We start from the raw sequence: 15,536 nt of genomic DNA, 5'->3' as shown, positions 1-15,536 counted from the left end.
GATCGCGATGCCTTCTCAAAGAGACACTTTTAATCAAAGACTTGCTAGCCCTGGCTTAATTGTTGCCCCCGGAGTATTTGAAATGGTCTCGCTCAGATTGGCAGACCGCATGAATTTTGATGCTCTTTATATGACCGGCTATGGCACCGTAGCCTCTCTTTTAGGCCTTCCCGATGCGGGCTTAGCCACTTATACTGACATGGTTGGCAGAGTTACCGCAATGGCTGGCATGGCTAAGACACCGCTTATTGCGGATGGTGATACCGGTTATGGGGGCTTATTAAATGTGCGGCATACCGTTCGCGGATATGAAACAGCTGGCGCAGTAGCGATTCAATTAGAGGATCAAGAGTTTCCCAAAAAATGTGGCCATACCCCTGGAAGACGCGTCATACCGCTGGCAGAGATGGTTAAAAAAATTGAGGTTGCAGTTGCTTCAAGGGTCGACCCGCAATTTAAAATTATCGCCAGAACTGATGCCAGAACTACGTTAGGCTTGGATGAAGCGTTAAAAAGAGGTGAAGCCTATGCTCGTGCTGGAGCGGATATATTATTTATTGAATCCCCTGAAAATCTAAACGAGATCAGACGCATTGGCGAAACTTTTCCCAACCATCCATTGGTTGCCAATATGGTGGAAAAAGGTCGTACCCCTATTTTGTCAAAATTAGAATTAGAGCAATGTGGATTTAAGCTTGCAATCTTTCCGGTTACGGCTTTATTGGCCTCAGTTCAAGCGATGACTAAGGTCTACGAGCACTTTAAACATTCAGGGTCTTCCATTGATAACCCAGTCGACTTATATGACTTTGGCGAGCTTTCCGAGTTAATGGGCTTTCAAGATGTTTGGGAATTTGAAAAACGGTTTGTAGAAACAAAGTGAGGGAACTGAGATGAAATTACACAAATACCTATTGCATGGACTTTTAGTCGGAACATTTATTTTCTCGCTCACCTCACATGCGCAAACGAACTATCCTAATCGACCCATACGCCTCATTATTCCATTCACTCCTGGTGGGGTGACAGATACTTCAGGCCGCTTTATTGCAGAACAGCTTTCTTTAAAATTAGGGCAACAAGTCATTGCTGATAATCGCCCTGGAGCATCTGGCAATATCGGCACGCAAATGGTGGCTGCTGCCGAGCCCGATGGATATACCCTGCTCCTAGGTTATGCCGGAACTTTATCGATCAACCCATCACTTTTTGACAAAATCTCGTTTGATAGCGTAAAAGATTTTGCGCCCATTGGCAAAATTGGCGATGCAATTTTGATTGTGGTGGCAAACAATGATTTCCAAGGCAAAACTTTAGCTGATGTGATTGCCATCTCCAAAAAAGATCCGAATGGCTTATCTTATGGCACCTCTGGTGCTGGCGGAACGCCGCATATTGCTGGTGAATTACTCAAGCAAAAAACTGGTGCTAATTTAGTTCACGTGCCTTACAAAGGCGGTGGGCAGGCCTTAATTGATTTATTAGGAGGGAACATCCCCTTGGTTTATACCGCTGTGGCGGGTGCTAACCAATATGTAAAATCAGGGCGCATTAAAGCCATTGCAGTCTCAAGCGCAAAAAGAAGTCCAAGCATGCCAGATGTGCCTACTTTTACCGAGTCAGGCATCAAAGAGTTTGAAATAGATGATTGGGTAGGTTTGTTGGCTCCGGCAAAAACACCCAAACCTATTTTGATTAAATTAAACCAAGCCTTAAATGAAATTTTGAACTCACCAGAGGGAAAGACTAGACTCTTAGCAATGGGTATTACTCCATCACCCGGCACCCCTGAAAAATTTGGTGAGCAAATTAAGGGGGATTTAATTAGGTTTGCCCCAATTGTTAAGAGCATGCAAATAAAGTCTGAATAAAGGCTTGATGAGGTAAATAAATTCTATTCCCACTCAATAGTTACGTTGCAAAAACCACATACAAAACAGTAGGTTACGCCTGCTGAATTTGTTTGTGTAACTTCTGTGTAACTAGCTTGGTGGTGTGGCATTTTGACGATAAATTAGTCTTCCATTAACTAGTATTGTACGCAGGTATTGGTTACACGCTATGCGACCTAACTTGTGAAAAATTTATGAAACAACTAACGGAATCATTAGGTAAAGATTGTGGTAATGTATAGCTAACAATAGAGAATTTAAAGGGAATAGCGGGAGACCTACCTAACGATAAAAATTTTGCGGATGCTGTCTCCGTCCGGCACGATTCGAACGTGCTACCTAGGCTTTAAAAATTTGTATCTGCTGGGATGTGTATAGATTTGAATGAGTAACAGCATAAAAATCATAGACTTATTTCACGTAAGATAAAAAATCAGAGGGAATATGTTAATAAAAAATAAATTTTGCTTTTTATACGCCACAGGCTTCCTAATTTATATTACTTTTGTATTATTTTTTCCAAATCAAGTAAAAGCTCAAGCTTGGCCACAAAAATCAGTTAGGCTGATAATTCCATTTACTGCAGGTGGTACTACCGACATTTTAGGAAGAGTTTTGGCTCAACAATTATCTAAAATATGGGATCAAAATGTAATCGTTGAAAATAAAGCTGGAGCAAGCGGAAATATAGCTGCTGAATTTGTATCAAATTCTTCTCCCGACGGCTATACACTTCTACTTGCATCTGGGAGCATGCTCACTGTCAATCCCACACTTTATAAAAAATTACCACTTAATTATGAAAAAGACTTAATACCAATAACCAATGTAGCGGGTGGTCCAATGTTAATTACTGTAAATTCAAAAGTTCCAGTTAATAATTTAAGTGACTTAATCACACTTGCAAAAACTAAAAATCTTACTTTTGGGTCTGCAGGTATTGGCAGTCAAACTCACCTCGCATCAGAAAATTTTATTTTTTCAGCAAATATCTCCGCAACCCATATTCCATACAAAGGTGAATCTGCCGCTGTAATTGATTTAGCATCTGGTCAAATTGATTTTATGGTTCTCTTTATTTCAGGGGCATCAGGGTTTGCAAAAACTGGGCAAATAAATCCCCTTGCTATTGCAGATGTTAAACGATCCAAACAGCTACCAAATATTCCGACAGCGACTGAAGCGGGCCTAGCTGGATTTCAAAATGTTGGATGGTTTGGGCTTATTGCGCCTGCAGGTACTCCAAAATCTATTGTCGACATAATTCAACAATCCACTGTTAAAGCTTTAAATACAGACGCAATGCGTACAAGCCTAGAAATAAATGGTCTTGATGCTATTGGAAATACACCATTAGAATTTAGTCAACAAATTAAAAACGAATCTAAAAATTGGGCCAAAATTATTCAAATACGTAATTTATCAGCTCAATAAAAAGTAAAACTACACTTTAAAATCAAAATTAGGATCTCGCTTTTCTTTTAGCGAAGCCAATCCTTCTTTAACTTCCGGACCATTAAAGCTTAATAATTCTAGGGTAGCAGAATTGTCAAAGATTGGCCCAGCCATGCGAAACCAATTATTTAGTGCATATTTAGACCAGCGAATAGGTCGTTGAGCTCCCTTGGCTAATTTTGCAGCGACCTCTTCTGCCTTAGCTTGCAATTCCTCATCCGGCACGCACATAGAAACTAAACCAATACGTTCAGCCTCTTCGCCCATTACTGGCTCGCAGGTTAACAGATAGTACTTTGCTTTAGCCATTCCACAAAGTAAAGGCCAAATCATGGCAGCATGGTCTCCTGCCGCTAAGCCTAGTCGAGTATGGCCATCAATTAATCTAGCAGATTTTGCAGCTATTGAAACATCAGCCATGAGTGCCGTAGCCAAGCCTGCGCCCACTGCTGGCCCGTGTATCGCAGACACAATTGGTTTAGAGCAATTAATCATGTTGTAGCAAAGATCTCGAAATTCTCGTAAAGCCTCTGCCTGCATTTCATAGTCATTGATAATTTTTTCGACCATACCAAAATCACCACCAGCACAAAACCCTTTTCCTGCGCCACAAATAATGGCGACATTTGTTTCCTTATCTTTATCAACATCAAGCCAGACTCTAGAGAGCTCTCCATGAGCCTCCCAAGGAAGCGAGTTTAATTTTTCTGGCCGATTAATCGTAATTCTAAGAACCCGCTCAGAAGGTCTATCAAATTTTAAGTATTGATAGTTTTCATATAATTTCATTTTGGTCTCCATCCTTATAAAATAATTACACTGTAATTTGGGTTGCAGCTGTGATATCTTTAATTGAGGATTTAGGCATAAGCATAACTAAATCCATAATTTTTTTGATGGCTTGCTCGCTGATTAACCCACTACAATTATCAGAAAATTTCTCTAGTAAAAGGTCTTGAGAAATTGGATTATCAGGGTGTCCTATATTTATATCCAAGCGCTCAGTGACAACATTTCCATCTTTTAGAGTTACCGATAAATGTCCAGGAAATGTTTTTGGAAACATCGTCGTTGATAGATCAGCATTTTCATAACTCACTAAATCTGAGATAGCTTCAATATCACTTCTATTAAGATTTTTTAAGATAAAAGTATTGTGATTAATTTTTTTATCTAATAACTTTGTAGCAAGTAAAAAAGGTAGGCTAAATTTAGCGCCATAAGTAGTTACTGGACGTAATTTCTCAGAAAATGGCTCACAGATTAGGGCTTGTTCAATTTCTGGAACATAGCACTTAATGGCAGAAATTGATTCAACCTGAATTCCTTTTTCAAGTAAGCTACCTATGCAATCAATAAAGGCATGCGCAAAGTGGCAGCAAGGATAGGGCTTAATAGAAATTCGTGTAGTTTCCCAAGTCTTAAATAATGAACTAGTAGCAATCGATAGATCGCACTCATCGAAGATGCCATAGGTTTTAAAAATACCATCACGACCTTCAAATACTGAATGCGGCCCAGTCATGCCATTTTTCGCAAATCGAGTTGATAAGATGCCTGAGAAGGCGCTCCAGCCAGCATGCATACTTTTTGATGATGAGCTATTGGTTAAGTATTCATTGATCCCCGAAGTTTGACTTCCTGCCAAACCAAGTGCGTTAACGATTTCATTTTCACTTAAATGAAGTAACTTTGAAGCCGCAGCAACAGCTCCAAAAATTCCTGCAATGGAGGTTGTGTGAAAACCTCTCTTGTGAAAGGTTCCCTTAGAGGCCAAGCCAATCCGAGCGGCAACCTCCCAGCCGCCAATAAATGCTGTTAAAAGGTCTTCTTCGGATAAATTAAGCTCCTCACTCAAAGCGAGGACAACTGGCGCAATGATAGTACTACCATGAAGAATTGAATCGGTATGGGTATCATCAAAATCAAGGCAATGAGCAGCAATCCCATTGGCTAAAGCAGCATATTCAGTCGAAAGCTTTACTTTAGAACCCCAAACCGATATGGAATATGCGTTCTTATTTACCTCAATCAGGCCTTTTAAAGAATTCACTGCATTCTCATGCGCTCTCCCCCGAATAGCCACGCCAATAGTATCCAGAATATGCCGTTTAGCACTGAAGAGAACTTCATCCGGGATCTGCTGATAATTTAATTTAACTAAAAATTCAGCGTATTGTTCAGCGATTGTTTTCAAAGTGAGCAAATATTCAATTATTTACGAAAATTTGCAGGGCGCTTTTCTTTGAACGCAGCAATTCCTTCATCTCTTTCGTTGCTTGCCAAAGCTAATGCAAATAATTTATTTTCATAGTCGATCCCTGACATCAAATCTAAGTCAAAACTCTTAAGTACTGCATCTCGTGCAAGCATCAAAGAAATCGGCCCTTTACTTTGCCATTTTTTACAGAATGATTGTGCTTCACCCATCAGCTCTGTAGGAGGGCACACTTTGTTAACTAAGCCAATTCGTAAAGCCTCATCTGCTGAAATGGGTTCTCCTATCGTTATTAACTCCATTGCCCTGCCCAAACCAACAAAGCGAATTAATCTTTGAGTGCCCCCACTACCAGGAATTACACCCAAATTAATTTCAGGAAGCCCCAAGATCGCGTTATTAGAGGCGATTCTTAAAGTACAAGCTAGCGCGAGCTCTAAACCAGCGCCTAGACAATATCCATTAATGGCGGCAATAGTAGGAATCCGCATGGTCTCAATTAGGCGGGGCAATTCGCGTCGAAGTTGTGCTTCAATTGAGAGCTCCTTAGCAGGCGTTCTAGTAGCCACCTCATTAATGTCAGCCCCAGCCGAAAAAGATTTATCCCCATCGCCGGTAATAATGATGGCATCTGCCTCATCAAGTGACTGAATTTTTTGCAAGCACGCCATTAATTCTTTGCGCAACCCAAGACTCATAGCATTTCTTTTTGGTGGGTCGGTTAATGTAAGAACTGCAATTCGATCTTTAATTGAACATGCCAATAGAGAATTTGATGCATTAGACATTATGAACTCCAGTTAACTCGGCTTTAACGGTTTTACCACCTGCATTTTTTGGTAAAAACTCTCGAAACTCAACATAACGCGGTTTTTTATATGCTGCAACCTGCTTTTCACAAAAAGCCTGTATTTCACCTATTGCAATATTTACATGGCCGCGGGTTACCAAATAAGCCTTAACGGCTTGACCCCATTTTGGATCATCGACACCCACCACTGCAGCATCAAGAATATTGGGATGACTCATTAAAACTTGCTCTATTTCTGCAGGATAAATATTGACGCCGCCACTAATAATGACATCATTCAGTCTACCTGCAAGATGTAAATATCCCTCTTCATCTAAGAAACCATGATCTCCAGTGTGATACCAGCGATCTGTAAAGGCCTCCATGGTCTCCTTTGGTTGATTCAGATACTCAGTCATCACAGAGGGATTGATACACCAAACCTCACCTACTTCTCCAACAGAACATTCCACACCATCGATATTCATTATCTTTAGTCTGACACCGCGAAATGCCTGCCCAACAGATTCTGGCTTTCTTAATTGATCTTCAGGACGCAAAACGGACATGCTATTGGATTCAGTAGAGCCATAATAATCAAATAATTGCTTGCTAATTTTATCAAGCACACGCTTTTTTATATTCACTGGAAGCGGTGACCCACAAGTGACAACTCGCTTTAATTTTGTAGCAGTTAAATCTTGTTTATTCTTCTCTAATTGCTCTACTAGCATTGTTAGTATTGTGGGAACCGTCAAGGAAGATGTAATTCCTTCGGCTTCAACAATTTTTATAAATTCATCTGCATCAAAATGAGGCATGATCCGAACTGTTGCGCCAACATAAAGATGCATTAATGTAAAGGTTAGGCCTGCTGAATGCACTTGGGGCATGGTACCTAAATAGACATCTTGGCTATTTAAACCATATTGAATCGCTGCATTCAGAACCCAAATCATTCTAGCTTTATGTGTTGCTAAAGCACCCTTTGCCTTGCCCGTTGTTCCGGAGGTAAACATCAAACTAAAGAATTGACTCTCACTGCAATCTGGTATTTTTATTTTGTCTGCAGTAAGCAATTTTTCTAAAGAGATATTGCCATCAGTATCCTGGCCATCAATTTCGATAACGACAGGTTTATTAATAGCCCATCTACTAAGTACTTCATTGATATTTTTTGCTTGCTCTACATTAGTGAAGATGATGTTTGGCTTGGACTGCTGCAATATTTCAGAAATTTCAACACTTTTGTAACGAGGATTGATTGGTGAAAAAATTGCCCCGGCACGTGCAACACTTAAAACCACTAATACATACTCTATGCAATTTGGTAGATATGCACAAACAATATCTCCTGATTTAACCCCTAGGGAAATTAAAGCTGAGGCTAAGATATCTACTTGATTATTTAAATTTCCATAAGTAATAGACTTTTTTCCATCGTAAAGTGCAATTTTGTTTGGTTCAAGTTGTGCATAGTATTTTGGAACACTACCAACTACTAAATCGGCATTAGAAAAGTTCAAATCATACGCTTGCATTAATCGAAATCACCCTTACTAATTAAACCCTTCAATTTCTGCATCCCCTCTCGTAGAGGAATATCGACAGGACACACGGTAGAGCAGCTCCCAAGCCCGTGACAACGAAAGATACCTGAATCAGTAGCAATTCCACGTAATCGCTTTTTCCCTAGCAAGTCTCTCTCATCTAAAGCTAGCATCAAAATTCTATTCATAGCCGAGGGGCCTAAATACTCCTCTTTAGTAGCCGACCATTCACATGCAGAAAAACAGGCACCGCAAGTAATGCAACCACTTTGGTCTTGAATTGATTTTCGAACTTTTTCACCAGGTGGCATAATCCTGAGTGTTTTTCTATCAGGATCATTGGATACCAAAGCCGCATGTGATTTGATTAATGTTTTGAAAAATGGATCCATATCACACATCACATCTTTTAATACAGGCAATGCCCGCATTGGCTCGACGCGAACGACATCGGATTGCAGAGAGCCGACCGTTGTTTGACACGCTAAGCTCTCTTTACCATTAACGACAACAGCGCACGATCCACACATACCAGCACGGCATGAATAGCGAAAGCCTAAGGATGGATCAATATTATGTCGAACATAAAGCAAGGCATCTAATACTCGACTATTCTTGCTGGGAACGGGAACTTTGAATGATTCAAAATCATCACTATCAGTTCTTGATACTTCTAAAGTAATTTCAAAGGACTCTACGTTTGACATGTGGTTTCCCTTAAATAAACGCGCGTAATGCAACCAACCCATACAGAATGGTCGCAGCGATAGCAAAGAAAATGGTGTAAGTTATAAAATAAGCGAGGCGTGAAGAATTAATATAGTCGAGCAAGATACCGCGAAAGCCCAGATACCCATGGAGAGATACTGAGATCAGCAAAACAACATCAACGGCTAAGATTAATCCGCTTTTAATGCGATCGGACACCTCTAGAAAAGTAATTGCATCAGAATTAAAAACAATAAACTGGAGAATCAAATGAACAATAACTAAAAGTAATACAAAAACTGCTGAGCTACGCTGTAGCCTCCACAATTTGAGATCTAATGAATTCCCGCTTAAATAAGTTTGCTTCATTAGCTACCCTGCTCATTTCTGAACCAACCACGCTCACTTGCAATGATATGAAGCCCATTTAATCCATGACCCAAAACACAAATAACAACGATAGCTTCTACCAAATGAAATACGTTAGATTGAAAGGCTTTCATCACCGAATCAAATACTTCAGGACCAAATAGTAAAGCGGTAGATATTGAAAGTACGTGCAGTAAGAAATAAATTAACAGAATTAATCCGCTCACCCGATGAAATAGAAATTTCCAATTTTTAGCTGAATAAATTCTTAGCATTTCAAACCTCAGAGGTCATCTTAGAATCGTCGGCTAAATTAACATTGCCCTTGGGAATAACGGTTTCGCCACGAAGTTGCTCTGGGTTTCTTCTGGTGAATTTAACAGGCCGCTTCTCAGAATGAATCGCTCCATCAATATCTTTTTTAAGATAAATGTTGTATAGATTTTGCTGATCTATTTCAGGAAAATCTTCACGGTAGTGACTACCCCTACTTTCAGTACGCAAGGCAGCAGATTTTGATATTAATTTTGCAACTGTAATTAAATTTTCTAAATTCATTCTTTCATGCAAGGCACTGTTACCGGCTCTTTTTTCTGGAATTGAGATTCCTTTTAATTTCTCTTCATAGCCATCCAAACTTGTTTGCGCTATTTCAAGGGAATCTTTGCTGCGAATAATTCCAATTTGATCCCATGCCATCGAGCCCAATTCCTTACGCAAATGAAATGGATTTAAGCTGCCTTGTGAGGGGGTTAATTTATTCAATATTTCCTCTAAATTGCCAAAGCCCTTATTTTTTGGGGCAGATTGGCTTTCTAAATCATTTACCATTGCCTCACCAGCAACACCCCCAAACACAATCGACTCGGCAACCCCATTACCACCTAATCGGTTAGCTCCATGCACGCCTCCGGCATCTTCTCCGGCGGCATATAACCCTGGAATTGAAGTTCGGCAAAGGGGGTCAATTCGTATTCCACCCATCTGAAAGTGCGCAGTTGGAGTTACCTGTATTGGATCCGTTGCCATGTCATAACCAACAGACAGGCATCTCTTGTACATTCCTGGAGAGGATTTGAGTAAGAATTCTTTTCCCAGATGCCTCACATCCAAAAAGACGCCGCCCTGCGGAGTGCCTCTACCAGCTCGAATTTCCATATAACTTGATCTGGAGACGCGATCTCTCGTAGAGCGCTCCATCTTGGCGGGATCGTAATTTTCCATAAAACGTTTGCCATCTACATTTAATAGGTGTCCACCAGCACCCCTTAACCCCTCTTCTAATACAGTCCCAGTCATCACAGAATCTCCAGCAATTAATCCTGTTGGATGAAACTGCATCATTTCCATATCGATCATTTCTGCTCCGGCCCTGAAGCCCATCGCTAAGCCATCGCCACTTTTTTCTAAAGAGGCCGGTGTAAATTTATATAAGGGCGCGCCCCCTCCTGTTGCGAGCAATACAGCCCTAGCTTTCATCTGAATTAATTCACCTGAGTTGAAGTCCATGAGAACGGCGCCAATAACCCGCTCTTGATTGCCATCAAATAACAGATCAATACCGCGCACTTCACTCATTTTTTTGATATCTCGGACTAATACTTGCTCAAGCAATCGATTCATTAGCTCAATGCCAGTTAAATCTCCGCTATGAACAGTTCGATTAAATGATTGCCCCGCTAGTGCCCGCTGATGAATGCTGCCATCATCATTTCTATCAAAATAACAACCAAACTTATTTTCTAACTCAATAATCCTATTTGGAGCCTCGGTAACTAAAGTCCATGCAAGCTCTTGATCATTAATTAATCCACCACCCCGCAAGGTATCGTCATAATGTTTATCAAACGAGTCTTCTGAATTCAAAACAACGTTATATCCACCCTGCACCATACGAGTACAGCCACTTTTGCCAATCAAGCCTTTACTCGCCAATATAATTTTTAAATTGGGGTTGGCATCATGGGCTTTAATCGCTGCATAAAGAGCGGCGCCCCCTCCCCCTAAAATCAAAATATCACAGCTCTCTTCATGCATGAGCGATTTCCTTATCAATTAATGTAGCTGTATACCCAAGTAGATTTGAAATTTTATTTGCTGCATCTACTACAAGAGGAATGAATCGATCAACGAGATCTGCATTCATCCGAAATGCTGGAATGGCAACTCCACATGAAGCAACTACCGTACCAGTGTGATCCAGAATTGGCGCAGCGATACCACCCATTTCAGGATGGTTCTCGGCTAATGTGACTGCAAAGCCGTTCACCCTAACTTCATTGAGTATTTTTTGTATCTTCTCAGGACTAGTAATTGTTTTATTTGTAAACTTTTCAAGCTCTTCTGACAAAACTTTTTGGGCAACTAGGGCATTAAAAGCAATAATGCTTCTTCCAGTTGCAGTGCACCACGAAGGATTGATTTGGCCAAGCCTGGTTTGTACACTAATTGACTTGGGACTTTCAACCTTGGCAACATATACAACGCCGCCTGAAGGATCTAATACCGCTAGATGCACAGTCTCGCCAGTTTCGGAACCCAGTTTACTGAGGATCGGCCTACCTTTATCGGCAATATCTAAAGCCTGTACTGCCACCGAGCCAATACGCCAAGCTTTTAATGTCAAAAAATAGTGCCCTGATTCATCCTGTATCACAAAGCCTGTATTTACAAGGGTTGAGACCATACGATGGACCGTGCCCTTTGGCCTTCCCGTAGCAGAAATAATTGAGCCTAATGAGGAAGGCATCCCTAGCTTACTAATTGCCTCCAGTACCTCTAGGGTGCCAGCGGCTGAAGCTATGACTTGGTTGCGCGTAAGATTATTTTTGTACTGCATTGCAGAACTTTTTTTATTTAGTTAAAAAGACTCTAAAACCTAATTAAACACTTGTCAATATGTTTTTTTTATCCCACAATAGTTATTATGAAATTTGTAAGTTCTGCTATGCGGAACATATTATTATTTAAGGTTAGCAATCTATGACGGCATTTCCTCACGCCCAAGCAGGGTCAGATCATTTTGACGAAATCATAGATGTAGCGATTGTGGGATATGGCTTTGCGGGCGGCATGACTGCAATTGCATCGGCCAAGGTTGGACGACAAGCGATCATTTTTGAAAAAATGAGTATCCCAGGTGGATTATCGATTTGTTCAGGTGGTGGCTTTAGGATTGCTACAAATAAAGAGAAGGCCTATGAGTACCTAAAGGCAACTAATGTACAAACAATTAATGACAGTCTGTTAAGCCACTTTTCAGGAGAAATGGTTAAGCTTCCTACATTGTTAAAAGAATTAGGTGAAGTAAATAATGCAAGCCTGACCACGCTTGACAGACCAGCAAATTACCCGCTACCTGGTTATGAAGCTTTTCAATTTATGGAATACGATTCCGTGCCTGGCTTTGATCAAAGCAAAGAGTTTCCTAGAGCAAAATCTCTCAAATCGGGTGCTAATGCTTTCAAGGTGATCAATGACAATGTCAAAAAGCTTGATATTGAGGTACGCTATTCCAATGCCGTGCAAAGACTGATTATTGATAACAATGGAGTAGTTACCGGATTATTAGTTGAAGCTAATAATCAAATTCGACGAATCGGAACGCGATATGGAGTAGTTCTAGCTTGCGGAGGATTTGAAGCTGGCATTGAAATGCAGCGTCAGTACTGGCAACTCTATCCCGTGTTACCTGCTGCAACTCTTGGTAATACTGGAGATGGCATCAAAATGGCTCAAGCTTTAGGTGCGGATATTGGTCATATGTGGCATTTTCATGGCAGCTATGGATTTCGTCATACTGACCCCAAGTACCCCTTTGGCATCAGAAGCAAAAAATTACCAGACTGGACCAGAGGCGTAACAACCACAGATGTTCGCATGTCTTGGATTCTGATTAATCAAGATGGCAAACGCTTCATGAACGAATATGAGCCATATGGACACGATACAGGTCATCGCTATATGGATCAATATGAAGCTAGTAAAAATCGATTTCCGAATTTACCCGCGTTTATGCTTTTTGATGAGGATGGACGAAAGCTGTATCCAGTTGCAAAAGCCTTTATTAATGACCCCGATATTGATGTCTACGAATGGAGCTCTGATAATCTTAAGGAAGTTGATTTAGGCATTTTGAAGAAAGCCGACTCACTTGAAGAGCTATCAACTTTAATGAATGTGCCAATTGATACTCTGCAAAATACGATTCGAGAATGGAATACTCTATGCAGCTCAAATGCAATCGACGAGTTAGGTAGGCCCGCACAAACGAGAATACCCATCCACACTGCCCCTTACTATTTTGGAGCGGTCTGGCCAGTGGTATCAAATACTCAGGGTGCTCTCGTACACAACACAAAACAAGAGGTTTTAAATACATTTAATGAAGTTATCCCTAGGCTCTATGTTGCAGGTGAAATAGGTTCAATATGGGGATTCTTATATCTTTCAGGTGGTAATTTGGCTGAATGCCTCATTAGCGGCCAAATTGCTGGAAATGAAGTTTCTAAACTAGAGGCGTTGCAACTAACTTAAATTATTAGGAGGAAATAACATGAAAAAAGTTCTTTTAGCTAGTTTGGTGATACTCACTTCTTGGAATATCACATCCAGTTTTGCACAATCTACTTACCCTAATCGGCCCATCAAAATCATTGTGCCTTATGGCTCAGGTGGAAGCACCGATGTTATAACGAGGATGATTGCCCAAAAATTGACAGAAAAAATGGGGGCCACAATAGTAGTAGAAAATAAGCCGGGTGCTAATGCCATGATTGGTACTGAGTTTGTCGCAAACTCACCAAATGATGGATACACCCTCTTAGCTGCTAGTAGTGGTAATGCTGCAAACCCTGCCTTAATAGGCGCCAAAGCCCAAATTTTTCCTAGGGACTTTATTCCCATAGTTGGATTGGCCTCCACTCCAAATGCAATCTCAGTCAACCCACAAACCCCTTATAAGTCGCTTCAAGATATTGTGACGGCATCGAAAAGCAATCCCGACTCATTAAGCTATGCTCACGCTGGGATTGGCTCCCTACAACATATTGCCGGTGAGCAATTTAAATTTACAGCTAACATCAAAATGGTTGATGTTCCCTATAAAGGTGGTGGCCCTGCTGCTGCTGATGTTTTGGGAGGGCAAGTACCGGTTTTAGTCTCGGGACTGACTGCATCTATTGGCTTCATTAATGCTGGGCGCCTTCGCCCATTAGCAGTAACTAGTGAAAAACGCTCCCCAAATCTGCCAAGCGTTCCCACAGTTTCTGAGAGTGGTTTCCCAGGATTTAATAGCGTCTTTTGGGTAGCGCTATATGCACCCGCAGGCACTCCAGCCGCAATCATTCAGTCAATCAATTCGGACGTTAATGAAATATTAAAGCGTCCTGAAGTAGTTCAACAACTATTTGTACAGGCTGCCGAGCCTTTTGGTGGGACTTCGCAATCACTAGATACCTACGTTAGAAATGATATCCAAAATTTTGCAAAGGTAATTAAGGCTACGAATATCAAGGCTGACTAAACCTATTGACCACGAATAAGGATTTTACAAATGCAAAAAAATCAACTTGTTTCGCGTCGTGAGTTCATACAACGATCCATAGTTGCATCTGCCGTCGTTGGATCTACTCTTGCCGCGGGGAATGCGGGCGCAAGCCCACCAAAAAATGGGAATTTTTTATCTATCGATCCATGGCCAAACTGAGCTACGCCAATGTAATCAAAACTTGAGGTAGGTGACTCCAACGCTACTCAAGTTCGATCATGATTGATCCAATAGATCTCAATTGACTGAGGTAATAATTATTATTTTTGAGTTTTTTGCCTACCCAGCACGATTCGAACGTGCGGCCTACAGCACCTCTTTAAGCATCAATTAAGTTAGCGACACCGGTGAGGTTTGATATTTCGTGGGTAGGCGGGAAAGCGGGATCGAGGATTAGATCACCATGACGGTTTGACCAGATGCATTGAATTCCCGCCGCGATTGCTCCAAGGACATCATTAGGGCTGCCGGCAATATGGACAGTGTTTTCTTTGGAAATGCCAAGAATACTCACTGGCAAATTGTATATAGAGGGGTGTGGTTTGTAGTAACCAGCCGTTTCGGATGAAAGAATGTGATCAAACGATTGTGTTGAAAAGTTGAGGGCGACGGCTTCGAGCATGCGCTGATCACCGTTGGAAAGGATCGCCGTCTGGCAACCCATTGCCTTGACAGCAGCGATGGCAGCATCGGCGTCAGGCCATGGTTTTATTTTATCCCAGGCGAAGAGTAGATTGCTGTGCGTATCCGCTCCTATTGTAATGTTGTAGCGACCAAGGCAGTAGTCGAGAGCCATGGCCGTACATTCGCCAAAGGATGTACGGCTCCTCTCAAGTGAATTGCTGATGGCGGCTCGCTCCATTTGCTTGGTCCGCCAAAGACGCACGAATGCTGAGGCAATATCGGCATCCAGGCCCAGCGTTTCCTGAACGACAGGCCGGAGACTGCCCTCGATATCGAGAAGAGCCATATAGACATCAAAGGTGACTAATTTTGTACTCAAGCA

The 15,536-nt window shown here is 41.3% G+C and carries 16 protein-coding genes; 5 read left to right on the top strand and 11 right to left on the bottom strand.

The window, feature by feature from the left end:
* Positions 1-7: 7 nt before the first annotated feature.
* From LZT22_RS04500 to LZT22_RS04490, 3 genes are all read left to right on the top strand, one after another.
* A complete protein-coding gene (locus LZT22_RS04500) occupies positions 8-883 on the top strand; it encodes an oxaloacetate decarboxylase (RefSeq protein WP_233923874.1) in 876 nt (291 codons plus the stop codon).
* Positions 884-893: 10 nt separating this feature from the next.
* Positions 894-1,871 (top strand): tripartite tricarboxylate transporter substrate binding protein, encoded by a 978-nt coding sequence (locus tag LZT22_RS04495; RefSeq protein ID WP_233923873.1) that lies wholly within the window; start codon positions 894-896, stop codon positions 1,869-1,871.
* 465 nt (positions 1,872-2,336) lie between these two features.
* Entirely contained in the window at positions 2,337-3,326 is a 990-nt protein-coding gene (locus LZT22_RS04490) for a tripartite tricarboxylate transporter substrate binding protein (RefSeq protein ID WP_233923872.1), read from the top strand.
* A 9-nt stretch (positions 3,327-3,335) separates the two neighbouring features.
* On the opposite strand, the gene LZT22_RS04485 is transcribed toward LZT22_RS04490, so the two are convergent.
* From LZT22_RS04485 to LZT22_RS04445, 9 genes are read right to left on the bottom strand one after another with little or no spacing between them, the layout of a single operon-like run.
* Positions 3,336-4,136, bottom strand: a complete 801-nt coding sequence (locus tag LZT22_RS04485) for an enoyl-CoA hydratase/isomerase family protein (RefSeq protein WP_233923871.1) — start codon at positions 4,134-4,136, stop codon at positions 3,336-3,338.
* Between the two features lie 25 nt (positions 4,137-4,161).
* On the bottom strand, positions 4,162-5,544 hold the full coding sequence (locus LZT22_RS04480) for an MmgE/PrpD family protein (protein ID WP_233923870.1): 1,383 nt from the start codon (positions 5,542-5,544) through the stop codon (positions 4,162-4,164).
* Between the two features lie 17 nt (positions 5,545-5,561).
* On the bottom strand, positions 5,562-6,353 hold the full coding sequence (locus LZT22_RS04475; protein ID WP_233923869.1) for an enoyl-CoA hydratase/isomerase family protein: 792 nt from the start codon (positions 6,351-6,353) through the stop codon (positions 5,562-5,564).
* Positions 6,346-7,896 carry a class I adenylate-forming enzyme family protein gene (locus LZT22_RS04470; RefSeq protein ID WP_233923868.1) on the bottom strand — a complete coding sequence of 517 codons (1,551 nt, stop codon included), beginning with the start codon at positions 7,894-7,896 and terminating at the stop codon, positions 6,346-6,348. The genes LZT22_RS04475 and LZT22_RS04470 overlap by 8 nt, the downstream gene beginning before the upstream one ends.
* The gene (locus tag LZT22_RS04465; protein WP_233923867.1) at positions 7,896-8,612 is read right to left on the bottom strand and encodes a succinate dehydrogenase/fumarate reductase iron-sulfur subunit; all 717 of its coding nucleotides are present in this window, start codon (positions 8,610-8,612) and stop codon (positions 7,896-7,898) included. Before LZT22_RS04465 ends, LZT22_RS04470 begins: the two co-directional genes overlap by 1 nt.
* 10 nt (positions 8,613-8,622) lie before the next feature.
* Entirely contained in the window at positions 8,623-8,982 is a 360-nt protein-coding gene (sdhD, locus tag LZT22_RS04460) for a succinate dehydrogenase, hydrophobic membrane anchor protein (RefSeq protein ID WP_233923866.1), read from the bottom strand.
* On the bottom strand, positions 8,982-9,257 hold the full coding sequence (locus LZT22_RS04455; protein ID WP_233923865.1) for a hypothetical protein: 276 nt from the start codon (positions 9,255-9,257) through the stop codon (positions 8,982-8,984). Before LZT22_RS04455 ends, sdhD begins: the two co-directional genes overlap by 1 nt.
* Before the next feature lies 1 nt (position 9,258).
* A complete protein-coding gene (locus LZT22_RS04450; RefSeq protein WP_233923864.1) occupies positions 9,259-11,019 on the bottom strand; it encodes an FAD-binding protein in 1,761 nt (586 codons plus the stop codon).
* Positions 11,012-11,821 carry an IclR family transcriptional regulator gene (locus LZT22_RS04445; RefSeq protein WP_233923863.1) on the bottom strand — a complete coding sequence of 270 codons (810 nt, stop codon included), beginning with the start codon at positions 11,819-11,821 and terminating at the stop codon, positions 11,012-11,014. The genes LZT22_RS04450 and LZT22_RS04445 overlap by 8 nt, the downstream gene beginning before the upstream one ends.
* A gap of 143 nt (positions 11,822-11,964) precedes the next feature.
* On the opposite strand from LZT22_RS04445, the gene LZT22_RS04440 reads away from it, so the two are divergent.
* Both LZT22_RS04440 and LZT22_RS04435 read left to right on the top strand, forming a co-directional pair.
* Positions 11,965-13,518, top strand: coding sequence for an FAD-binding protein (locus LZT22_RS04440; RefSeq protein WP_233923862.1), 1,554 nt, complete (start codon positions 11,965-11,967; stop codon positions 13,516-13,518).
* Positions 13,519-13,537: 19 nt separating this feature from the next.
* Positions 13,538-14,506, top strand: a complete 969-nt coding sequence (locus LZT22_RS04435) for a tripartite tricarboxylate transporter substrate binding protein (RefSeq protein WP_233923861.1) — start codon at positions 13,538-13,540, stop codon at positions 14,504-14,506.
* Between the two features lie 41 nt (positions 14,507-14,547).
* Here the strand turns inward: LZT22_RS04435 and LZT22_RS04430 are convergent, their stop codons facing one another.
* Entirely contained in the window at positions 14,548-14,730 is a 183-nt protein-coding gene (locus tag LZT22_RS04430; protein WP_233923860.1) for a hypothetical protein, read from the bottom strand.
* 119 nt (positions 14,731-14,849) lie between these two features.
* Positions 14,850-15,533, bottom strand: coding sequence for a haloacid dehalogenase type II (locus tag LZT22_RS04425; RefSeq protein ID WP_233923859.1), 684 nt, complete (start codon positions 15,531-15,533; stop codon positions 14,850-14,852).
* Between the last annotated feature and the right edge of the window lie 3 nt (positions 15,534-15,536).

Source organism: Polynucleobacter sp. IMCC 29146, from assembly GCF_021395195.1.
Taxonomy (GTDB): domain Bacteria; phylum Pseudomonadota; class Gammaproteobacteria; order Burkholderiales; family Burkholderiaceae; genus Polynucleobacter.
This window is presented reverse-complemented; position numbering and strand designations above follow the sequence as displayed.